The sequence below is a fragment of the Candidatus Methanoperedens nitratireducens genome (assembly GCF_000685155.1).
Lineage (GTDB): Archaea > Halobacteriota > Methanosarcinia > Methanosarcinales > Methanoperedenaceae > Methanoperedens > Methanoperedens nitratireducens.
The window spans coordinates 394,808-416,389 of record NZ_JMIY01000007.1; the positions used below are offsets into that span (position 1 = coordinate 394,808).

General features: G+C 43.1%; 22 protein-coding genes. 11 read left to right on the forward strand and 11 right to left on the reverse strand.

The window, feature by feature from the left end:
* Positions 1–94 precede the first annotated feature (94 nt).
* The gene (locus ANME2D_RS13860) at positions 95–520 is read left to right on the forward strand and encodes a hypothetical protein (RefSeq protein ID WP_048092859.1); all 426 of its coding nucleotides are present in this window, start codon (positions 95–97) and stop codon (positions 518–520) included.
* Between the two features lie 67 nt (positions 521–587).
* Here ANME2D_RS13860 and ANME2D_RS13865 read toward each other — a convergent pair whose 3' ends face one another.
* The 8 genes from ANME2D_RS13865 to ahcY form a co-directional block, all read right to left on the reverse strand.
* Positions 588–3,146 (reverse strand): S-layer protein domain-containing protein, encoded by a 2,559-nt coding sequence (locus tag ANME2D_RS13865; RefSeq protein ID WP_048092861.1) that lies wholly within the window; start codon positions 3,144–3,146, stop codon positions 588–590.
* Positions 3,147–3,186: 40 nt separating this feature from the next.
* Positions 3,187–4,101 carry a hypothetical protein gene (locus ANME2D_RS13870; protein ID WP_048092865.1) on the reverse strand — a complete coding sequence of 305 codons (915 nt, stop codon included), beginning with the start codon at positions 4,099–4,101 and terminating at the stop codon, positions 3,187–3,189.
* Between the two features lie 206 nt (positions 4,102–4,307).
* Complete coding sequence (locus ANME2D_RS13875) at positions 4,308–4,823, reverse strand: hypothetical protein (protein ID WP_048092867.1); 516 nt, start codon at positions 4,821–4,823, stop codon at positions 4,308–4,310.
* Position 4,824: 1 nt separating this feature from the next.
* Complete coding sequence (locus tag ANME2D_RS13880; protein WP_048092869.1) at positions 4,825–5,976, reverse strand: S8 family serine peptidase; 1,152 nt, start codon at positions 5,974–5,976, stop codon at positions 4,825–4,827.
* 194 nt (positions 5,977–6,170) lie between these two features.
* Positions 6,171–6,989, reverse strand: coding sequence for an inositol monophosphatase family protein (locus tag ANME2D_RS13885; protein ID WP_052368943.1), 819 nt, complete (start codon positions 6,987–6,989; stop codon positions 6,171–6,173).
* Positions 6,967–7,530 carry an adenylyl-sulfate kinase gene (locus ANME2D_RS13890; protein ID WP_048092871.1) on the reverse strand — a complete coding sequence of 188 codons (564 nt, stop codon included), beginning with the start codon at positions 7,528–7,530 and terminating at the stop codon, positions 6,967–6,969. The genes ANME2D_RS13885 and ANME2D_RS13890 overlap by 23 nt, the downstream gene beginning before the upstream one ends.
* 7 nt (positions 7,531–7,537) lie before the next feature.
* A complete protein-coding gene (locus tag ANME2D_RS13895) occupies positions 7,538–8,623 on the reverse strand; it encodes a phosphotransferase family protein (protein ID WP_048092873.1) in 1,086 nt (361 codons plus the stop codon).
* Entirely contained in the window at positions 8,620–9,876 is a 1,257-nt protein-coding gene (gene ahcY / locus ANME2D_RS13900; RefSeq protein ID WP_048092875.1) for an adenosylhomocysteinase, read from the reverse strand. Before ahcY ends, ANME2D_RS13895 begins: the two co-directional genes overlap by 4 nt.
* A gap of 125 nt (positions 9,877–10,001) precedes the next feature.
* Between ahcY and ANME2D_RS13905 the strand changes: the two genes are divergently transcribed.
* The 8 genes from ANME2D_RS13905 (at position 10,002) to arcC (ending at position 17,141) form a co-directional block, all read left to right on the forward strand.
* A complete protein-coding gene (locus tag ANME2D_RS13905; RefSeq protein ID WP_048092877.1) occupies positions 10,002–10,967 on the forward strand; it encodes a replication factor C small subunit in 966 nt (321 codons plus the stop codon).
* Complete coding sequence (locus ANME2D_RS13910; RefSeq protein WP_048092879.1) at positions 10,964–11,470, forward strand: COG2426 family protein; 507 nt, start codon at positions 10,964–10,966, stop codon at positions 11,468–11,470. Before ANME2D_RS13905 ends, ANME2D_RS13910 begins: the two co-directional genes overlap by 4 nt.
* A gap of 378 nt (positions 11,471–11,848) precedes the next feature.
* Complete coding sequence (locus tag ANME2D_RS13920) at positions 11,849–12,358, forward strand: ArsR family transcriptional regulator (RefSeq protein WP_048092886.1); 510 nt, start codon at positions 11,849–11,851, stop codon at positions 12,356–12,358.
* Complete coding sequence (locus tag ANME2D_RS13925; protein ID WP_048092888.1) at positions 12,355–13,131, forward strand: DUF7839 domain-containing protein; 777 nt, start codon at positions 12,355–12,357, stop codon at positions 13,129–13,131. Before ANME2D_RS13920 ends, ANME2D_RS13925 begins: the two co-directional genes overlap by 4 nt.
* 69 nt (positions 13,132–13,200) lie before the next feature.
* Complete coding sequence (locus ANME2D_RS13930; RefSeq protein ID WP_052368944.1) at positions 13,201–14,472, forward strand: Single-stranded DNA binding protein; 1,272 nt, start codon at positions 13,201–13,203, stop codon at positions 14,470–14,472.
* Entirely contained in the window at positions 14,465–15,433 is a 969-nt protein-coding gene (locus ANME2D_RS13935) for an RPA family protein (RefSeq protein ID WP_052368945.1), read from the forward strand. Before ANME2D_RS13930 ends, ANME2D_RS13935 begins: the two co-directional genes overlap by 8 nt.
* Positions 15,433–16,215, forward strand: coding sequence for a metallophosphoesterase (locus tag ANME2D_RS13940; RefSeq protein WP_048092890.1), 783 nt, complete (start codon positions 15,433–15,435; stop codon positions 16,213–16,215). Before ANME2D_RS13935 ends, ANME2D_RS13940 begins: the two co-directional genes overlap by 1 nt.
* The gene (arcC, locus tag ANME2D_RS13945) at positions 16,212–17,141 is read left to right on the forward strand and encodes a carbamate kinase (RefSeq protein WP_048092892.1); all 930 of its coding nucleotides are present in this window, start codon (positions 16,212–16,214) and stop codon (positions 17,139–17,141) included. The genes ANME2D_RS13940 and arcC overlap by 4 nt, the downstream gene beginning before the upstream one ends.
* Before the next feature lie 23 nt (positions 17,142–17,164).
* Here the strand turns inward: arcC and ANME2D_RS13950 are convergent, their stop codons facing one another.
* Complete coding sequence (locus ANME2D_RS13950; protein ID WP_048092895.1) at positions 17,165–17,377, reverse strand: DUF1858 domain-containing protein; 213 nt, start codon at positions 17,375–17,377, stop codon at positions 17,165–17,167.
* Positions 17,378–17,601: 224 nt separating this feature from the next.
* Between ANME2D_RS13950 and tuf the strand changes: the two genes are divergently transcribed.
* Positions 17,602–18,870: a translation elongation factor EF-1 subunit alpha gene (gene tuf, locus ANME2D_RS13955; RefSeq protein ID WP_048092898.1), complete on the forward strand. Its 1,269-nt coding sequence runs from the start codon at positions 17,602–17,604 to the stop codon at positions 18,868–18,870.
* Between the two features lie 26 nt (positions 18,871–18,896).
* Complete coding sequence (gene rpsJ, locus ANME2D_RS13960) at positions 18,897–19,208, forward strand: 30S ribosomal protein S10 (RefSeq protein WP_048092900.1); 312 nt, start codon at positions 18,897–18,899, stop codon at positions 19,206–19,208.
* 44 nt (positions 19,209–19,252) lie between these two features.
* On the opposite strand, the gene ANME2D_RS17090 is transcribed toward rpsJ, so the two are convergent.
* Positions 19,253–19,948, reverse strand: a complete 696-nt coding sequence (locus ANME2D_RS17090; RefSeq protein WP_157834134.1) for a YqaA family protein — start codon at positions 19,946–19,948, stop codon at positions 19,253–19,255.
* Positions 19,949–20,136: 188 nt separating this feature from the next.
* A complete protein-coding gene (locus ANME2D_RS13970) occupies positions 20,137–21,441 on the reverse strand; it encodes an alkaline phosphatase family protein (protein WP_048092902.1) in 1,305 nt (434 codons plus the stop codon).
* Positions 21,442–21,582: the final 141 nt, after the last annotated feature.

Here is a 21,582-nt window from a genome sequence, read left to right on the forward strand (position 1 = left end):
CCAATAGAGCAATCGTGGAGGGCGGCTAAGAAATGGCTGGCAATAAGGTACTGGGAGAATAAAAGTCAAATGAAAGAACAATTGGTTACAGCTTTTGAACAAGATATTGTTAACGTACCAATTTACGATTATCTTAGCACTTGACTATAGACTCTGGGGGAAAGGAGTTGTACTGCGTGATGAAGTAAGTGGAGCAGAAATCGCCACCTCAAAGAGGTTTATTGTTCATTCGCAGCAGTTTATCTTATCGCGCATTGATGCCCGTAACGGGGCTTTTGGTCTTATTCCAGAGCCTCTTGATGGCGCGGTTGTAAGCAATGATTTTCCTGTTTTTAATGTAAATCCGTCACGGATTATTCCAGAATACCTTGGTTGGATGAGTAAAACGCGTTTTTTTGTTGATCTCTGCAAGGCTACCAGCGAAGGGACAACAAATCGAGTGCGGCTAAAAGAGGATCGCTTTCTCGCCATGCAAATCCCCCTCCCTCCCCGAACAGCGCCGCATCGTCGCCTACCTTGACGCTTTGCAGGCAAAGGTGGACGCGCTCAGGTGCCTTCAGACATCAGGAGAATTGCAGAATTACGACTCATGGTTTTCTCACTCTGAATGGATGAAACTGCAGCCTATCCTCAGAGCTTCCCACCTGAATGCTTATATTCCCCATGATATGGATTCTTTTTCCTGGAGCAAGATCAATCGGCTCCCTGTTACTGAGCTCGATTTTACCGTTATCAATAGAGGTAACCTCCATGATGCCGAAGGTATCGCCTTCTTTGATCTCGGTGATATTTTGAGACCTGAGCCATGTATATTTGAAATACGCCGCATCCGTGTATTGTAAACTGTCTACTCTTGAATAATAAATCATAAAATTTAGAGTACTATCACTCAAGTTCATCCGATAAGTGAAAAATTTATTCGGTCCATACTGTTGCACCATGACCGTATCAACAAGTTTATTCGAGTCCTTAAATAAAGTAATCCACGCTTGTCTGCCACCAGTATCTTTTGCACTAATTGAGTTGGCGATTACCCTGTATCCTTCTCCCAATTCCCAGGACTCGCCAATGGTCATTTCTTTTTCCTCTGTTGCATTCTGCTCAAATATTATCTTCGCGAGCCTGTTCCCCTGCAGATACACATGCTTCTCTCCCAGCCAGACGATTGCCTGATAGAATCCATCCGTTCCATCGGGAGTCTGGTTTGCCTGAGCATAAACCTGATACTTAAAAGGTACAGGGTTTGTAACGTATATCAGGCTGTGTTTATCTATTACTCTATAGCTATTGTTCAGCAAGCTCTGATCTATGATCAGGGTCTCGGTTGAAACGTTTGCTTCAGGATCGAGCCAGAACCCTGGGAAATTCTCAGCATCCCAGCTCTTCGTGAAATTACCTTTAGCCTCGTCAAAAGCCTCGCCCCTGAAATACTCAAGAGCCGGCCGAGGGGTCACTACGCTTGTAAACACTTTTTTCTCTTCCCGGTCAATTATGTAGCGGATTATTTCGCCCGGGAAATCCGGGTCGCCTACGTCCACAGTAACGACAGCAAAAAAGCCAGAAAAATTCTCCAGGTTAAGGTATTCTGAAGTAATTCCTGTGATCTCGTACCTTTTGTCTTTCAAATAAGTGTCATTAATCGCTATCGTCAGTATCTCTGCTTTTTCAGTCTCGTTGAGAAGAGGAGGCTGATCTGCGGAATAACCAATATTCCAGGTATTTTCAATTATGGACTCTCCCCCAGGCGGACTCTTCTTTCCGCCTTTACCGATTTTAAAATACAACATGTTGCTCCCGACCACCCAGCCTTTATATTTAATAGTGATCGTTATAATATAATCCCCTTCAGCAGCCGCATTACTTGTATTTATTGTTAAGTTTGAATATACTACCTGCTGCTCATCTCCTCCTCCCGGAAAGATCAGCCGCTTTTTCTCCGGGATAATTTCAAAACCTTCAGGTTCATAAAACAGAGAGCCGTTCGTATGCAGTATCTCTGTTTTATAATTAACATAAATATCACCGCCATTGGAGATATTATTGCGTGCGATGAATGACAGTTTTACAAGAGTTGAAGTCCCTCTATATGCAGGCGAGCGAATCGACTCAACACGGGTTTCAATGCGAGGCAATAATGCAGTCCCATTTACTTCTTCTCCTGGAATTATAAAACTCCCGCTTACTCTCTCTCTCAGACTTGTATCCTTGATCCAGATATCTTTTCCTGCACGAAATATTGCATGAAATATGATTCTTCCGGCGTATTTATTTAGAATAATTGTTGACCCCTTATCGGTTGTTGCCCCGTATATGTTTAGCTTGCCATTCTCCATATTAGCAATGAGCTCAGCAGTTCTACCGTCATCGATTTCCAGGTTTACTTTGGTTTTTTCATCGCTAAGTTTTAGTAAAACAGTATTTTCTCCGCCGGTTACTCTTATAGTTCTATTGTTATCGATTTTTTCGATTTTTGTATCTCTTAGCAAGTCAAGACGGTGCTCTCGGTGTAAAAAATATATGAGTCTTCCATTGCCGTTTCCTGGAATTTCGTCCCAGCTGAACAAATACATTGTTTCTCCAATATCGGGTGCCAGATAGGAGTAGATATAATTCCCATCCTGCAGAACTACTGCGCTCTCATTTATGGATTGAAAACCTCCCGGTTCCTTTTTCAGTTCTTCTTCCATAACAGCAATGCTCTGTTTCAGGGTGAGTTCTTTTCTCTGCGGGTAACTGAAATAGTATGACCTCTTAAAATCAAAAGTCTGATAATCAAGCCTGAAGATCGCTATTTTTATATCTTCTTTCTTTTTTGGGATCGAGGATGCCACAACAATCCATTCTGACGTGGAGATGTCATAGGGGCTGTGAGCAGCGGGCACTCTAGTATAGGACTGGACAAAAACTGTTACTGAATAGTTTTTCTCACGGGTGACAAACTTTGCATCATCAGAAAATTTGACCTTCTCCCATACAGTGGAAGCCTGCTTCTGGTCGATTTCGAAACCAGGTGTGGAATAGTTATATACGGCCTCATTATAAGCTGTTTCTTCGTAAGGTTCGTTTTTAATTTCCTGCAGGCACCCGCTGATTAAAACAGCTCCTGTTATAAAGATTCCAATCAAGATTTTAAGCACTTCTGACATCTAAACCCTTCCATTTTTATATATAATATTTTAATATCCATCACGCCGTCCAAAAACTGATTTCATAGAATGAGTTATTTATTTTAACAAAACAATTGCCTTTCCCTATTGAGCGGCATTTCTTCTGGTCATCGAGAAGAGTCATAAGTGCTCTCCATTCTTCTCTCGGAACCGCACCTGAATATTCGATTATCCTGCCTTTCTCGATATCATTGATAGCTTTTGCAAAATATGGGTACCTGTCGATTTCTCCAGCATCAACAACTACAAAAAATTCAGGCTCATTAACTTTCTTGATAAAGTACCCGGCATCGTGGCTGGCTCCCAATGCAAAAGCAAACATAAATAATATCCAGATAACGGATACAATTTTACCGAGTTTTGTAAAAGTGTTTTTAAGGCGATTTTCATTTGCGCTGCTGCTACCTAAGATGTAATACAATCCAATGCAAATCAGCCCGCCAAGAGTTATCATAGAGGTTAAAAAAGAGAAAAATCCTATTAAAGGAGGCATCACTCCAGTAAATTTATCTTTCAGAGTAGATGAATAATTTAAAAGAATTGAGATAATTATTCCTGAAAATGCAATTCCAATAAATAAAATTGCATTCTTTATATTTATTTTATTGATCAATATTGCGCTAATTAATGAGAAAAGACCAAATAAAAATCCTGGAAGAATAAAACCAAATCCCCAGATTGAAGAAGGAGGATTGATAAGATAGTACCAGATAAGTCCTCCAAGAGTGCCGCTTATAATGCCTATAGCCCCAAATTTTAATCCTTTATTCCATAAAAGTCCTGTATAAAACCCAAAAATACTCCACGCTACTGTGAACACCAAAATAGGCATTATTTTGATGCCCATAAACAGAGTCGAAATAAAAAGCCCAATTGTCTGACCGAATATTAATCCAACTGCTCCGTGCGAAAAATATTTTCTAAGGCTTTCCATATGTTTTACCTCCTAAATCTATAAATCCACTTATAGCTCGTGTATGCTTTCATTTCAACTCCTCCTGCTACCAAAAACCTGCTTAAAAAGCAATGTTAGAAGAGCCAGCAGCAGAGGTATGGGTTCGTATCTATTTGCCATGTCTACCCAAATCCATTTTCATCTGATCTTCCCTCCTTCATCTGTGCACTCATTTTTAGTCCTCCCTATTCTACAAAAATAGTGATATTGCTGGATTTTACCGTACCGAGCCAGTAGGGATTTGTTATTCTCTCATCTTTGGCCGGGCCTGTATGGTACACAGCGCTTAAGGTGTACGCTCCTTTCGTAAGATTCCAGCAGCTAGAATCCTGAGTTGCAGTTATGGAATCTCCTGGCTGTAGAGTAATCAGGTTCTCATTTGTCAGTGGAAATCTCTGAATTATTCCACAGTTGTAGGATACTTTAGCCCCATCCTGATAAGAAAAGAGTATATCATAGCTTACCTGCTCTTCCAGCATCCATAAATTTATGCTCTTGCTGTCTGCATTTGATAATATCAGGTGAATTTTAAAGTTCTCTCCCTCTTCAACCTGAGTTTTTTCAGGTATTATCGTGAGGTTTAATTCGCCTGTTTGAGAACGTGCTAAAAAGCCGTATGGAATGGAGGTTTTAAACAATACCAGCAAAAAGAATACTGTAAGGAGAATGATTCCGCCTGATAAGATGTATTGCCTTTTCATTTCAATCTCTCCTCTTCATTAAGTAAATTATCAAAAGCAGAAGCCCTGCCGCAGGTATTGTCCCAAAGCCCGGCGTCTTTGGCGTATTTACTGCTTCTGTGGTGTTATTTTCTAATACGCCAGCAATGCGAACTATGCCATTGGGCTCTGCATAGCGTACATAAGGATCGGTTGAAACTTTTTTAATAAATTCAGTAATGTTGTTTGTTTCAAAAAGTGCAGATTTCAGAACATTGTTAGCATCATCAAAATTCTTTAATTTACCTTCATGCTTGGATGCAAACTCATCAAGCGATGGCGGAAACCTCCAGAATCCAACAATCACCTGATCAGGAACGTATTCATCCCTCATATCCTCTGGATACATTACCCTGGGCTCTGGCGAATACTCCTTATCTGACCTAATAAACTCAAATTCATCTCTATAGGCTTTCTCAACGCTAGAATCCGTTGAGATTCTATTAATGAAATCTAGCGTTTGTTGACTTGTTTGTGCAGGTATTGAGATAGGATTTGTCTCAAAGGCAGCCATCTTTATATCATGTTTTGTGAATATCAGCTTTCCACCGTATCTGGATGCAAACTCATCAAGCGATGCTGGCATCTCCCTGAAATAGACAACAACAGCTTCTCTGAAAACGGGCATTGGTAGGTCTTCAACCTCGGGCTGGTACTCGCTTCTTATGGATACTGCATCTTCCACATTTATAGTTGCCGCCGGGATCTCTTCCAGGTTCTTAACTCTTATAGAAACTGCTCCCTCAACATTTTTACTGGTCAAATTTACCGTTATGGTGTCATGATACACTCCATAGGAGTTGTTCCATCTGAAAATTACATCGTAGATATCTTTCCTTTCAGTGTAAGAAGGCTTTTCTATTGCTATTACTTCAGCATCACCTGGAAGCATGACCCTGATCTTGGAGTCATTACTGGCAATCTCAACTACACTGATAATCACATCAGTAGATTCTAAGCCCGGGTAAAGCTCTTTTACTGTGCCTGTGATGATCCTGTCTGAATTATTCACCTGATACGGTATTTCTCCGGCTTCAGTTGCCCAGCTTGTAGAGACTGCCGCATTTGATAATAATACTAAAGCAAATATCCCGGGCAGAACATACAGTACAATCCTACTCACCTGGTTTAACATAATCTCCTCCTGATGTTTATTAAGAAAGTTGTTTAAATATTTTATGTGACAATCATCTATATGTTCAACTCATAAAAGATTTTCTTAAGCTACGAATGGATTCGTAGCTATCCTGCCTTCATTACTCAAAATGCCTCCGGGAAACAAATGATAGAAGAGATTTGCTTAAGATTGATGATGTGCGGAAAATGAGATTATGCTTCTTTCTTGCTCAATACCCTCACAATCCTGTCGTGCAGTTTTTTATTTTTTGTCCCTGTTATCGACATGCCTGTTGTCCTCACATCGCCTGATATCACCTGTCCCTTGATATCTGTGAGGGAACCGCCTGACTCTTTCAATATCAGGGCAGATGCCATGATATCATAGCCGCTCACAAGCCCGCGGGTATCAACAACACCGTCCAGTGTTCCATCGGCAACAAAACACATATCTAACGCGATGCTGCCCAGCGCCCTGAGTATGATTGTTTTCTCAAATTCTATCAATCCTGGCGGGACATATGGCACACCGTATGAATACACCGATACCACAGGTTTTGGTCTTGTGCCGCGTTTTTTATCGGTAACCCGTTTACCATTTAAAAAGGCACCTCTTCCCCTCACTGCATGGTATATATTCCCCTGTATATCGCATATCACGGCCATGCTTATATCCTCGAATGTGGCTGCATCCGTTTTTTCAGTGTATGCAAGCGACGTGCAGAAGAAGGGGATACCGCATGTGGCATTCGTGGAGCCATCTATGGGATCAAAAACCAGCATGAAACCAGGTTTTTTTCCAACAATGCGGTCGCCAAGCTCCTCTGAGATTATCCTCGCTGACAGACCACGATTTAAAAGCGCATCATCAAGAGCCTGCTCAGCGGTCATATCGATCCTGCGCGTGATATCCTTTGGCCGCTGCACGACCATCTCTCCATAATCTACGTTCTCGTGGATGAAGGATCTTACTACATCCCTTATCTCGACTCCTATCTCTATGAGGGTCTCAATTTCCATGTTCATGTTCATTTATCTCTCCAAAAAGAGCAATAATAGCATCTGCCACTTTTTTTGCAGCCTCATCAGGCGCCATTTTATCACTGTCGATTACTACCTCAGGTCTGAGGGGTTCTTCATATGGGATGTTAACACCAGGGACAGTGGCACCCGGTCGCGCTGATTTTTTGTAGATATCCTTTGGTGAAAAAACAGCCTTCCTTCTCGCCTCGCGTTGCATGCATACCTGAATAGGGCAGCGGATATACACCTCAGCGAACTGCGGGATGATCTTGCGCGCAGTATCGCGGTATTTTCTCCGGTTCGCAGTGGCATCAATAAAAACATTCATGCCGCACTCGGTCAGGAGTTTTGCCATATAGCCAAGGGATGCATAGACAATATCCCTCTCCTCATCCGTATATCTGGGATGCGGGGTAAGGATGCGGCGTATTTCATCAAGCTGAAGTATCCTGACATCGATGCCTTTTCTCTTGAGTAAGGCTGATGTGCGGTGTGCGATAACTGTTTTCCCGCTGCCGGGAATTCCTGTGAACCAGACTGCAAAAGCCATTCTTCCCCTATAGATATGAATTCACGTTCTTGTACTCAAATTCTTCGCTCTCAAGTACATTATTAATAAAATTAAATAGTTTTGTCCTCACACCAGGTTCAAGAGTGGGATACCATATAGGGCTTGCCACTACAAGGCCCCTGAACACGTAAAAAGGCTGGATGACCCTCAATACCTCATAGTCGCCTGTTTTTTCAAGGTAGTTATCAAAGAAAAGTTCATATAATTCACGGAACGGCCCTGCAAGCTCTCCATATTTCTGCAGGGAATAGAAGATATAGTTCATTGTTATGGATGAGATATCATCAGCAGCCTCACCCCACTCACCACGGCTCCTATCAAGCAGAGTGAAATCGACTCCCTCACGGAACATGATATTCCATGGATGGAAGTCACCGTGGGTCATGCATAATCGGTATGTCTTTCCCTTGATCTTATAGCGCCAGTCAACGCACTTTTTCTCTATCTCGCACAGATCATCCCGGCTCACAAAATCAAGGTTATCAGGGTAGCTGTCCGTCAGTCCCATTATACATTCCCCGTGACCGACAGTATCCCTGATCTTCCTGAAGTACAGCTCGCGGTCATCATGCTTTATGGTATGGATCCGGGCAAGACAGGAGGATAATGCCTCTGCCCTATCCCTATCAAGGGAGGTGAGTTCTCCATCCCTCTTTATCCTCTCAAGGTCAAGGAAATACTCCTTTCCCTCGATCTTCTCCATTAAAATAAAATATTCCTCTGCATCTCCTGCTGAGCGAAGTTCACCTTCATGCGTGAAGTATCCGACATCAAGGGAGCGGACATGCCCTGGAAGCTTATTAAAGGCAGAGTTCTGCCAGATCAATATCTGCGCCCGATCTGAGAAATGATCATGCCCGAACCCTTTCTGCACGCGCATCGTTGACAGCACAACAGATTTGATGCTGCCGTTTGCCTCAAATTCTATAAGATAAGGCTTCCCATAGCCGAATCCCTTTATACCTTCATCTACCTCAGTCGGTATCCCGCCAAGTTCACCTATACTGATGATCCTTGCACTGCCGTATAATCCTGATAAGTATCTCTCAACTTCCTGTCTTCTTAATATCATGTTCCCAGGGTCCATGAATGGAGGTATCTGTCCTGCTCCTCTGTCAGGGTCTCTATCTCAATGCCCATGGCCCCAAGCTTGAGTTTAGCTACCCTGTTATCGATCTCAACAGGCACTCTGTAAACCTGGTTCTCAAGGCTTTTACCTTTCTCATTGATATACCTTACAGCAAGCGCCTGGTTTGCAAAACTCATATCCATGACCTCGGGCGGATGCCCGAACGCACTTGCAAGGTTCACAAGCCTGCCCTCGGCAAGCAGGTAGATTCTCCGATTATCTTTTAAAACATATTCCTGCACATCATTCTTTATCTGATTGACCTGACTTGATAGCTCAGTAAGTGCGGGGATATCTATTTCCACGTTGAAATGCCCTGAATTGCATACTATCGCCTGATCTTTCATGACCTGGAAATGCTCTTTGCGGATGACAGAGATATCGCCTGTGACTGTAATAAACAGATCTCCGATCTTAGCAGCTTCAGTCATGGGCATTACCCTGAACCCATCCATCACAGCCTCAAGTGCTTTTCTCGGCTCAACCTCCACGATAACAACATTGCCTCCAAATCCCCGTGACCGTGACGCTATGCCCCTGCCGCACCATCCATACCCTGCAACTACTATGGTCTTTCCTGCAAACAGGATGTTTGTGGCGTTCATTATGCCATGTACTGTGCTCTGCCCTGTGCCGTAGCGGTTATCGAACATCATCTTGGTCTCAGCATCATTTACAGCGATAACAGGATACTTCAGGGCACCGTCTGCCGCCATTGCCCGCAGCCGTATCACGCCTGTTGTTGTCTCCTCGCATCCGCCTTTGATATCACCTATCAGTTCCTGGTGCTTTGAGTGGATAAGCGCAATGGTATCTGCACCGTCATCAAGTGTAACGTGGGGTTTTATCTTGAGCGCCTCTTCGATACACTCATAGTACTGCTCCTCATTCTCGCCTCTTATCGCAAAGACTTTTATCCCCTCTGAGGCAAGCGCAGCAGCCACATCGTCCTGAGTGCTCAGCGGGTTTGAAGCTGTAAGCGCGATACCTGCACCCCCTGCTTTTAGCGTGTGAATAAGATTGGCTGTTTCAACTGTCACATGGAGGCATGCTACCACGTTAATTCCCTCAAGCGGTCTCTCTTTCTCGAACTGTTCCCTGATCTTTTGAAGAACAGGCATGTGTCTTCGTGACCATTCGATCCTCTGTTCTCCAGCCTCGGCAAGGCCTATGTCTTTTATTATATAATCTCTCATCAAAATCCCTATTTAAATCGTTAAAACAGGCATAAAATGCCCAATATGCTTATTAAATCTGTTGGTTTTGGGATGGTTAAAAATCAGGGAAACTTAAATAATACTTGCCTCTTATTAAGATTTACATGCTAAAAGAAGAAATCTGGATCGAGAAGTACAGGCCAAAAAAACTTGATGATATCGTGGGGCAGACTGAGGTAATAAAACGTCTTAAGTCCTATGTCCAATCAAGAAACCTGCCGCATCTTCTGTTCTCAGGACCCCCTGGCGTGGGAAAGACGGCAGCCGCCATCTCTGTAGCCCGTGAACTTTTCGGTGAAACATGGGTCAACAATTTCACCGAGCTAAATGCCAGTGATGAGCGCGGAATCGATGTGGTCAGGAACAAGATAAAGAACTTTGCCAGGACATCGCCGCTGGGTGACGCCTGGTTCAAGATAATATTCCTTGATGAGGCTGATGCGCTTACCCAGGATGCGCAGTCAGCACTGCGAAGGACCATGGAAAAATACACAGGCTCATGCCGTTTTATACTTTCATGTAATTATTCCTCCAAAATAATCGAACCCATCCAGTCAAGGTGTGCGGTTTACAGGTTCAAACCCATATCAAGTAATGCCATCGAGGAGAGGATGGGACATATAGCCAGAGAAGAGGGTATTACACTTACCGATGATGGCCTGGAGGCTATAAGATACGTCGCCGAAGGGGATATGAGACGTGCCATCAATGCTCTTCAGGCGGCTGCTATGCTTGATAAGACCGTAACTATGGATGCTATCTACAAGACCACAGCTACTGCCAGACCGGAAGAAGTTGCTGAGCTGGTAAAATTCGGTCTTGAAGGCAATTTCGCCAAAGCAAGGGCAAAACTGGATTACCTGCTGATAGAACAGGGGCTTTCGGGTGAAGACATCACAGGGCAGATATTCCGCGCTATTCGTGACATGACGATTCCAGACAGGCTAAAAGTTGATCTTATTGACCGCATTGGAGAGATCGATTTCAGGATGGCTGAGGGTGCGAATGAGCGGATTCAGCTTGAAGCCCTGATTGCTTATTTTATACGATACGGTGCCAATAACAAATGAACACTGAAGTACTCATACATATTTTCAGTTCCATCCCATCATGGCTTGCGGTTATTATGATTGCCATGCTGCCAGTTGCAGAACTTCGGCTCTCCATTCCAATAGCGATAGTGGGATTCGGGCTCGATCCTCTTACCGCTTTCTCTCTATCAGTCATAGGTAATATGATACCTGTCATACCACTGCTCCTCTTTCTTGAGCCCGTATCAAATTTTTTGCGGCGGTGGAGATTATGGGATACTTTTTTCACATGGCTGTTTGACAGAACCCATCGCAGGCACAGTGTCAGGTTTGAAAAATACGGAGCAATCGGTCTTGCTATATTTGTAGGTATGCCCCTGCCTGTTACAGGTGCATGGACTGGTTGTGCCGCCGCTTTTGTTTTTGGTTTTAAATTCAAGAACGCCCTTATTGCAATATTTGCAGGTATTATAGCGGCTGGACTGGCAGTAACTACATTTACAATATTCGGAGATGGCTTATTTAATTATATTTTCCAATAAATTCTATCCTTATTAGGATATATCAGAGCTAATCCCCTGCCTTCGGCACGCTTTGCGAACCTTTTCAAAGTATGGATACAGCCCGTACAAAAATCATAATAAGAATACTTTCACATTGCTTACATGAGGTTATTATATTCTAAATTCTATGATCGCTATAGGTGACACAAGTTTCAGACAGACGCAGTTCAGAGGCAACGGTATGACGAAGCTAAGAAAAAGAATTGGCAAATGGTCATACGTAAGATGGATGCCCACGATTTCAATCATGGGAGAAGGTCACTGTTTTCTTCAAAACGTTTATCCATTTAGAACACAATATATGGGCTTGAATCCAGAAATCAGAAATTAGAGAGTGTTAATTAAGAGATGTCATCCATGGGTAAAAGAATTCGTATCATTAATGAGCCTTCAGATATAGTCCCGCTTCTCCGTGCTTTTGGCTCCGAGCGTCATAAAAAAGTTTTCGATACTTTGCAGAAAGATTGGAGAACCGAAGAAGAGATAGAGAAAGAGGTAGGGTTCAGAATCGGAGAAAGCCTTGATGTTTTGAAAAAGAGTGGATTGGTCGAGAGTAAATGGCGAATGCCGCAACCAGGCAAAAAACCTGAAAAAGAATATCACTCATCATATTCCAGGGTGCACATTAATCTTCAGTGCTCGGTTGAGGATCTAAGTGATCTGATTATGATCACTTTCAAGAGCGACAGCGAAATAAGACCATACCTTGACGTGATCGAGAAAGAGGTAATGGAGGGCAACCAATCGATGAACGGCCTCCAGCGTGTCGTAGATAAGAGCGCTATGTTCATAAGGGGAATGGCAAAACGATCACCGGTCCTGACCGTGAAAGGGCAGAGGATTGAGCTGGTCGGAGAAGGTGAATGATACTTCGGAGTAAAAAAGAGAGCACTAAATTTCAGATACTCGTTGAAATAGCCGCACACCAGCCTGATGTCAGGCAGAAAGAGATCGCAGATAAGATTGGTATAACCCCGCAGGCAATATCAGAATATATCAAGGAGCTTGTTTCGGATGGGTTTTTATGCTCAGATGGTCGTGTGCGCTATCGTGTAACAAAAAAAGGAGTGGAATGGGTTCTTGAGCAGGCGGTGGAACTTAAAAAATATGCACGCTTTGTCATGGAGGATATTGTCAGCCATGTCTCGGTCGCTACTGCAATCGCCAGGGAGAGATTTAATAAAGGGCAGATGGTCTCACTTATTATGGATAACGGCCTGCTGTATGCAGGCTCAGGGGATGGAGATGTCACCGGTACCACGATATCAGATGCGAAGGAGGGAGAGGATGTAGGGGTGACAGACTTAAGAGGGATGATAAATCTGCCTGAGGTTAATATAACAATATGTAAAGTACCCAGGGTAGAAAGAGGAGGGTCACGTTGTGTAGATTATGAGATGCTAAGAGAACGTTCTCAAAATATGCCTTATATCGCAGCACTCGGTGTTGAGGCGCTGATCTCTCTTCGAAAGATAGATATTGAACCAGATATTCTCTTTGGCACCAGAGAGTCGGTTGTTGAGGCTGCATTTCATGGCCTCTCCTCACTTGTGGTCTCTGTGGATGAGGAAGTCCCATCTCTTCTTAACAGGCTTGAATCTGAAGGATTGAGCTATGAGGTCGTAGATTTGAGCAAATAATCGATGGATTTTTATTCTTTAATTATCAGTATATAGTATATCTCGTTCCAGTACTGGCAAGGAGGCCTTATGGAAAATGAATTTGCGCCCCATGTCGAGGAAATAAAAAGGGCGCTTGGTAATGAAATAGACGATAATAGCATAATAACTGACCTGAAAAAGCTGCTTGAGTACAGGGTACCCCTGAGTGAAGCAAAGCGAAGCCTGATCAAGAAATATGGCGGGACAGAAAGAAGCACAGCACTTAAGCTCAAGGATATAAAGATCGGTGAGCATAATATTGAAGTGACAGGACAGGTTATTGAACTCACTAAAAAAACTATCAACATAAAGAGTATAGAAAATACGATTTTTTCAGGGATTATCAGGGATGAGACTGCTGCAAGACGTTTTACAGCATGGGATGATTTTGGCTTAAATGTGGGAGACGTGATCAATATCACGAATGCATATGTGAGGAACTGGCAGGAGGGGCCTGAGATAAACTTTGGGAAAAAGTCAAGTATAACAAAACTCACCTCCACTATCCAGATCAGTCAGGAGGATGTACAGAAAAAACTATCAGAATTAAGGGATGGGGATGTGAATATACATACTGTGTTCACCATTTTGAGCATCGGACTTAGAGAGATTAACACAAGAAGCGGGAGTAAGAATATTCTAACAGGTATTGCTGCAGATGAGGATACAAAACTACCGCTCACCTCGTGGGTGATACTGCCACAGCTCATGGCTGGCAGTACAGTCGAGATAAAGAACGCATTCATAAGATCATTCCGGGGAATCCCCTCTCTGAACATAAATGAAAACAGTACAGTAACAAAGATTGATAAGAGTATAGAATACAAAGAGCCGCGCAGGGTAATGATAGGGGATATAGTTAAGAAAGAGGGGGCCTTTGATACGATAATAGAGGGAAATATCCTCTCTATCAGACCGGGCTCAGGGTTGATAAGCCGCTGCCCTGAGTGCTCCCGTGTTATTCAGAGGAGCGTATGCCGTGTACATGGCAGGGTGAATGAGAAAATGGATATGCGCACTAAAGCCATAATCGATGACGGAACAGGCGCGTTAACACTTGTTCTTGATGCCGGGCTCACACAGAAGATATGCGGCTTTACAATTGAAGAGGCACAGCAGATAGCAAAAGCAGCAATATCCCAGAAAGCGGTTGAAGATGAGATCAGGAAGAAACTATTCGGAAAAATGCTGACATCGAGGGGAAATATGTCAAAAGGCGACTTCGGTACCATGTTTGTAGCGAGCAACATATGGGAATCTCAGAATATAACTAAAGAAAAAGCAATAGAGCTGCTTGGAAGGCTGGGGTACCATGGATAATATAATTGATAGGGAAGTTGCATGGCGCATTTTTGCTTATGAGTTTAACAGATCGGATCTATGCCTGAGTGAAGGTGATGAAAGAGCCACGAATTATATCATCACCCTGACCGGTGTAAAATGCAACCGCCTCTTTATTGTTGGTGTGGTCACAGAGGTCGAAAACATCGGTGCAGGTAATAGCCTGTGGAAGGCGCGCATAGCAGATCCTACCGGCGTAACTACCGTGTACGCAGGGCAGTACCAGCCTGAAGCGGCTATTTTCTTATCTGAATTGAAAGTGCCTGCATATGTTGCAGTAGTAGGCAAGGCAAGGACATACGAACCTGAGGGCGGAAACGTGTACACATCGATCAGGCCTGAAGAGATAAATAATGCTGATGAGAAATTAAGGGACAGATGGGTACTTGATACTGCTGAGCGAACACTGGAACGCATAAGAATCATCGAGGATGCACTGAGATCAGGATTATCAGGAAATGACCTTATGGAATATTTACTGGGGAATGGAGCAAACGCAGTACTCGCCGATGGTGTAGCCAGGGCGGTTGAGCATTATAAAAACCTGGATATCATCATAACCGAGCTTAAAGATGCATTAATCCATGCAGTGGAGATGGTTTCATCAGATGATGTTCATAGAACCGAAGATGTCCAGCATGCGCCTGAGGAGCAAAGAACCGAAGAGATAAAAAAAGCTGATGTAGCAGATGAAGAGAAAGAGAGCACTCAAGAGCCGCTGACCGAAGAACCTGAGGCTGAGATTGAGAAGGAGCCAAAAGAGGTTCTTGCTGATATAATCGATAAACTGGATACTGGCAGGGGCACATCCTTTTCAGGGATAGTTGAGGCTGCAACAGCGGCTGGTATTGATGCTGAATCAATAGAGGCAGGTATTAAAGAGCTTATGGCAGAAGGAAGATGCTATGAGCCGAAGATAGGGGTGCTGCGGAAAGTATAATGAACCCGCTGCTAAACGAGCCCGCCCTGGTGGTTGAGAATACTATCCGCACGCTTGTAATTGCGGATATCCACCTGGGCATAGAGTGGGATCTCTATAATAGTGGTATCAGCATCCCGAGCCAGGTTGAGAAACGAAAGATGCGTATCCTCAGCTATATCAAAAAAGTCAGGCCGGATGTGATCGTGCTTCTTGGTGATATCAAGCATAATGTCCCGAGAACATCATGGCAGGAAAAAAAAGAGGTTCCAGAGTTTCTTAAAACGTTAGCATCGTTTGCCCATGTTGATATCGTGCCTGGAAACCATGATGGTGATATAGAGTACCTTATACCTGAAAATGTGACAGTACGTGATATGAGAGGCTTTGTTCTGGATAATGCAGGTTACTTCCATGGCCACACCTGGCCGTCCAGGGAATTGCTCTCTGTACCCTGTGTTGCAATGTCGCATAACCATCCCACGATAAGGTTCACGGATACCCTGGGTCATGCTCTCTCAGAGCCGGTGTGGATACGCACGCATTTTATAGAGAAGGCCATGAGAGAGCACTACGGTGAGCTTGACTGGATTAATCCTGAGGTTATAATAATGCCTGCATTTAATGAATTATGCGGCGGCATACCTTTTAATGAATCCATGCATGAAGAGCTGCTTGGACCTGTCTTTTCAAACCATGCAATTGAACTTGAGAGGGCCAGGGCGTTCCTGCTTGATGGGACAGATCTTGGCACAATCGGAAGTCTCAGAAGACTACGAATAACAAGGGCGCGTAAATTATGAGTACGGGAAGTATAGTAATCGCTATAGGCGGGAACGCAATATTGAACCCGGCAATGGGTAATCCGGATGAGCAAAGACGGATGATCGACAAGACCTGTCTTGAGATTGCGCAGATCATCCAGAGAGGGTATGATGTGGTTTTGACCCATGGCAATGGTCCCCAGATAGGGAATATCCTTGCAATGCAGGAAGAATGCGGCTCTGTTCAGGCGCAGCCTCTGGATGTCTGCGGGGCACAGACCCAGGGAATGCTTGGCTATTTACTCAAGCAATCACTTGATAACAGACTAAGGGAGAGTGGAATAAACAGGCAGGTTGCAGCAGTACTGACACAGGTAGTTGTTGATGAATCCGATCCTTCTTTTGATACTCCAACAAAGCCCATAGGTCTTTATTATTCGAAATACAGGGCGCAGAAAATGATGGAGCAGGGAATAAAGATGATACAGGACAAAAAAGGCTACAGGAGGGTTGTGCCTTCACCAGTACCGGAAAAAATTATAGAAGAAGATATCATCAAAGATCTCATCAGGGAAGGCATAATTGTCATAGCAGCAGGCGGCGGCGGGATTCCTGTTATACAGAAAAACGGTTTGCTGGCAGGGATCGAGGCAGTAATTGATAAAGATCTGACAGGCAGCCTGATGGCATCCGTTATCGGAGCTGAGGCTTTTCTTATACTTACCGATGTTGAAAAAGTAGCCTTGAACTATGGAAAAGATAACCAGATTGATCTTGATGAAATAACGACTTCAGAGGCACAGAGGTATGTCGAAGAAGGCCATTTCGGAAAAGGCAGCATGGAACCAAAGGTGCTCTCTGCAATAAGATTCATACGATCTGGCGGGAAGATCGCAATTATCTCAAATCTGGATAAGGCTGTGCCTGCGATTGAATGCAGGGCAGGCACAAGAATTATCCCATAAATGGCATTCCGGCTCAGTGAGACTCAGAATTTTGTCTTTTTTTCGGCTACAACTTTATTCAGATCTGATACCAGCGCATCTACATCGATCCCGTGGGCCATTGCACCCTCTTCTATGCTTTCAAATGCTGATACATGGCATCCAACACAGTGGAGTCCGTGTCTCATGAATACAATCATGGTCTCAGGGTACTGGTTAACTACTTCTTCTATTGTCATTTCTTTTGTTATAGTCATAATAACCTCCGATTATTCGTATATATACGAACATTAATAAAGCTTTCTAGAACGATCTTATGCGCCCTGAAGGCATGCACCGCTCGTAATGAAAGGAGTATATTACTGTATTATATACTTAAAAGTTCGGTTCTATATGAGCCCGAACTTAACGCAAGGTTTAAAAACAAAAACAACTATAGGGTCAAAAAACATTATTACAAAATAATTATAGGAGAAGCAATATGGCAGAGAAACCACATTTAAACTTAGCTGTTATTGGACATATCGATCATGGGAAATCAACTCTCGTAGGACGATTAATGTTTGAGACAGGTGCAGTACCACCGCACATCATCGAAAAGTATAAAGAAGAAGCAAAAGCGAAAGGCAAAGAATCATTCGTGTTCGCATGGGTGATGGACTCTCTCAAGGAAGAGAGGGACAGGGGTATAACAATCGATGTTGCACATCAGAGATTCGACACTGCAAAGTATTATTTTACGATTGTAGACTGCCCGGGCCACAGGGACTTTGTAAAGAATATGATTACAGGCGCATCCCAGGCTGATGCAGCCATACTTGTCTGTGCAGGAAAAGAAGGCGTACAGTCACAGACCAAAGAGCATGTATTCCTTGCAAGGACTCTTGGTATTAACCAGCTCATAATCGCATTAAATAAAATGGATGAGATCAACTATGACCAGGCAAGGTATGACCAGGTAAAAGCTGATCTTAGCGCACTTCTCAAGATAGTGGGCTACAAACCGGATACTATTTCTTTCATCCCAACATCGGCTTTTAAGGGGGACAACCTCTCCAAGCCGAGTGAGAATACAAAATGGTATACAGGGCCAACGCTCTTAGCTGCACTGGATATGCTCAAAGTGCCAGAGAAACCTATTAATTTACCGCTGCGCATCCCTGTTCAGGACTCGTACACAATCTCAGGTATCGGCACAGTGCCAGTAGGGCGTGTCGAGACCGGAAAGATGAAGGCAGGCGATAAGATCATATTCATGCCTGCAAAGGCAGTCGGTGAGGTCAAATCCATAGAGATGCATCACCAGGAGGTCAAAGAGGCACTTCCGGGAGATAATATCGGATGGAACGTAAGAGGCGTTGATAAAAAGGATATAAGACGCGGCGATGTCTGCGGTCACACAGATAAACCGCCTGTAGTTGCAGAGGAGTTCACAGCGCAGATCGTTGTCCTGCAGCACCCATCGGCAATTGCAGCAGGGTATACACCTGTAATACACTGCCATACAGCTCAGGTTGCAGGCACAGTTACAGCCATACTCAAGAAACTTGATCCCAAGAGCGGTCAGGTAGTAGCTGAGAACCCGGATTTCATTAAGGCCGGGGACGCTGCTGTTATAACCATAAAACCAACCAAGCCCATGTGCATCGAAAAAGTAAAAGAGATCCCTCAGCTCGGCCGCTTCGCAATAAGAGATATGGGAATGACAATTGCGGCTGGCATGGTGCAGGATATTAAACCTCGCCTGTAATTTTTTATTTTTAAAACGGTGCTTATATGGCTCAAAAAGCGAGGATACGTCTATCAGGTACCAGTCCGTCTACCCTTGATGGGATATGTTCACAGGTAAAAGAAATAGCACAGAGAACAGGCGTGAACATCTCAGGCCCTGTTCCTCTGCCTACTAAGAAACTGGTGGTGCCGTGCAGGAAGTCACCAGACGGTGAAGGGAGTGCAACATGGGATCACTGGGAGATGAGGGTTCATAAGAGGCTCATCGACCTTGATGCAGATGAGCGGGCGCTGCGCCAGTTAATGCGCATACAGGTGCCCAAGGATATCAGCATAGAGATTGTTTTGACAAGCTAAACTTGTTATGGATAGGCATGGGTTAGATTATGACCCGGCCTTATCTATGATAAAAAGTAGTAGGCTATCTGATTCAGGATATCATAACCAAACCAGGCCAGTAGATAGAATCTCGGCGCCCTTGATAGGAAAACTGCAAGCCAGTATTTTTTAATATCGTAGTTAACATATCCTGCTATAAGTCTGAAGGGCTCAAATGGTAGAGGGGTAAATCCACCAAAGACTATCCAGAAGAATGCACGTTTCTTAAACCTGTCCAGGTAAGGTTCGATCTTTTTATAAAATTTTGTGTTTTTAGTTAAGTTCATCCCGATGTAATAATCTACTGTTGACCCCATAGTACTGCCCACCCCGCCAAGGATAGCAATCACAGCAAAATCTGCGATATGTGATGCTCCAGCGGCAACAACGGCAGTGTCGCTAGGAAGCGGAATAAGCGTGCTGGATACTGTCATGAATATAAAATAATTCAGCAGGATATTCACCTTGGCATAGTAGAGGAAAGTGAAAAGTAAAGAGAGTTCAATAAAAATAACTTTCTTCTGGCCAAAATAAGCAGAAATCCCCCGAACATTTAATTCATTGATGTCTCTGTATATATTGAGGGAATAGACTCTATTTGAGAATGGATACAGTATCGGCACACCGCGGTCAGAGGCCAGTCTTATCACTGTACTTGATGTTAAGATAAGAAATGAGATTTCAAAATATGGCTGTTCAAAAGAAAAGATTAATTGCATAATCAGCACCACAGCAGTAATAAATATAGCAAAAAAAGGAGTGAAAAAAATATTTCCGCTTCTCCTGATAAAAATACTCAGACTGACTGGTATGGAAAGAAACAGGAGGGATAAAAAGGCAATTTTTAGACCTGGTTCAAAAAATAGGGCAATCAAGAGTGTAATAAGAATATTTCCACCTATCATTATCAGATTACCTCAAGATAATCATTCATAAGTGTGTATATATCAGTAGTCCTAAGAAGTCCTGTTTCAATTTTTTTATTTAAAATTACAGGCACATTCATATGCTCCTTTAGAAGAGAGCCATGGGAAGCCCTGTGCTCCGGGATCTCAAAAGTGCGCAGATCATACCCATTATCGGCAGTAACAATGATATCACCGCTTCGTGCACTTCTGAATATCTGGGCTATCTGAACAATGGAATCAGGGTAATTACTGGCAAATGTGATCTCATGCCACTTATTTTCCCCCAGCCACTCGCCAGAGAATGATCCTAAGCCCAGTGGATCACCTCTGATCATCTCATACTTATATCTATTTTCACTCTGCTGTATTATTGCTTCCTGATCTCCTTTATTGATCCTGATTCCTCCATTCTTAGAGAGGATCAGATCAATTCCCTTTATATTGGACAATTTTTTCTTGATTTTTTCTTTATTGTGATCTGTATGTCCTTTTTCGAAATAAATGTGAGCCATAGAATTACCGCTCTCTGCTACAAATAAATCGTGCCCATTTTTGATGTTGAGAGGATAGCTTCTTACTGAGAAACCCATGAGTTTTAGTACTTTTACCAGGCCTATATGAGTGTGTGTATCAGTCAATCCATGATCACTTGTTATTATAAACAGGTAATCTTCATACTGGTCTTCTAATAAACGTTGTATTTTCCCAATATTATTATCAAATAACTCATACGCTCTCAATACCTTATGGTGCATACAACCGTTTCTGTGACTTAATTCATCAATAGAGGCAAAAAGCGTTACTATCAATTGGAATTTCTTTTTTCTTAGAATATGGGTTGTGTAATCAAGTCCTAACCTGTCAAAATTGGTCCAGGTATTAAAGATATGGGAAATAAAATGTCCATATGCAAATATCTTCTTTGTAGCGCCTCTGCTTACAGGCTCAAAAATACTTGCTGAAATAAATTTTTCATATATGGTCTTTGAGAACCGTCCCATGTCTTCATTTAATCCATCTCCTTTAAGATAGCCGTATGGCGAGGTATATGATTGTGTCCTGGTCTTTCTCGCTCTTTCCATCCATCTTATACCAGGGATATTGCAGTCACCCGGATATCTACCAAGAAAAAATGGGATATGGGCAGGACCTGTGGCTGTGGGGAACGTGGAGGTTATTGTGCTGTATGTACCGTTCTGTATGATCTTTTCTAGATTAGGCAGTTGTCTTTGTGCTAAAAGTCTATTGATAATATCGCCCCTTGCACCATCCATTAGCAAAAAAACTACAGCCTTTTCAACCATTTTATTTCTCCATCCCTGTATTCTCGATGTCTCTGATAAACAAATGCATTATACTCTTAGGTGTGTTTTTAAGTTGTATGAAAATTGCGGTCATACAAAAGGGATTAATATGATATGAACATAAACTACTATCAGGGGGTA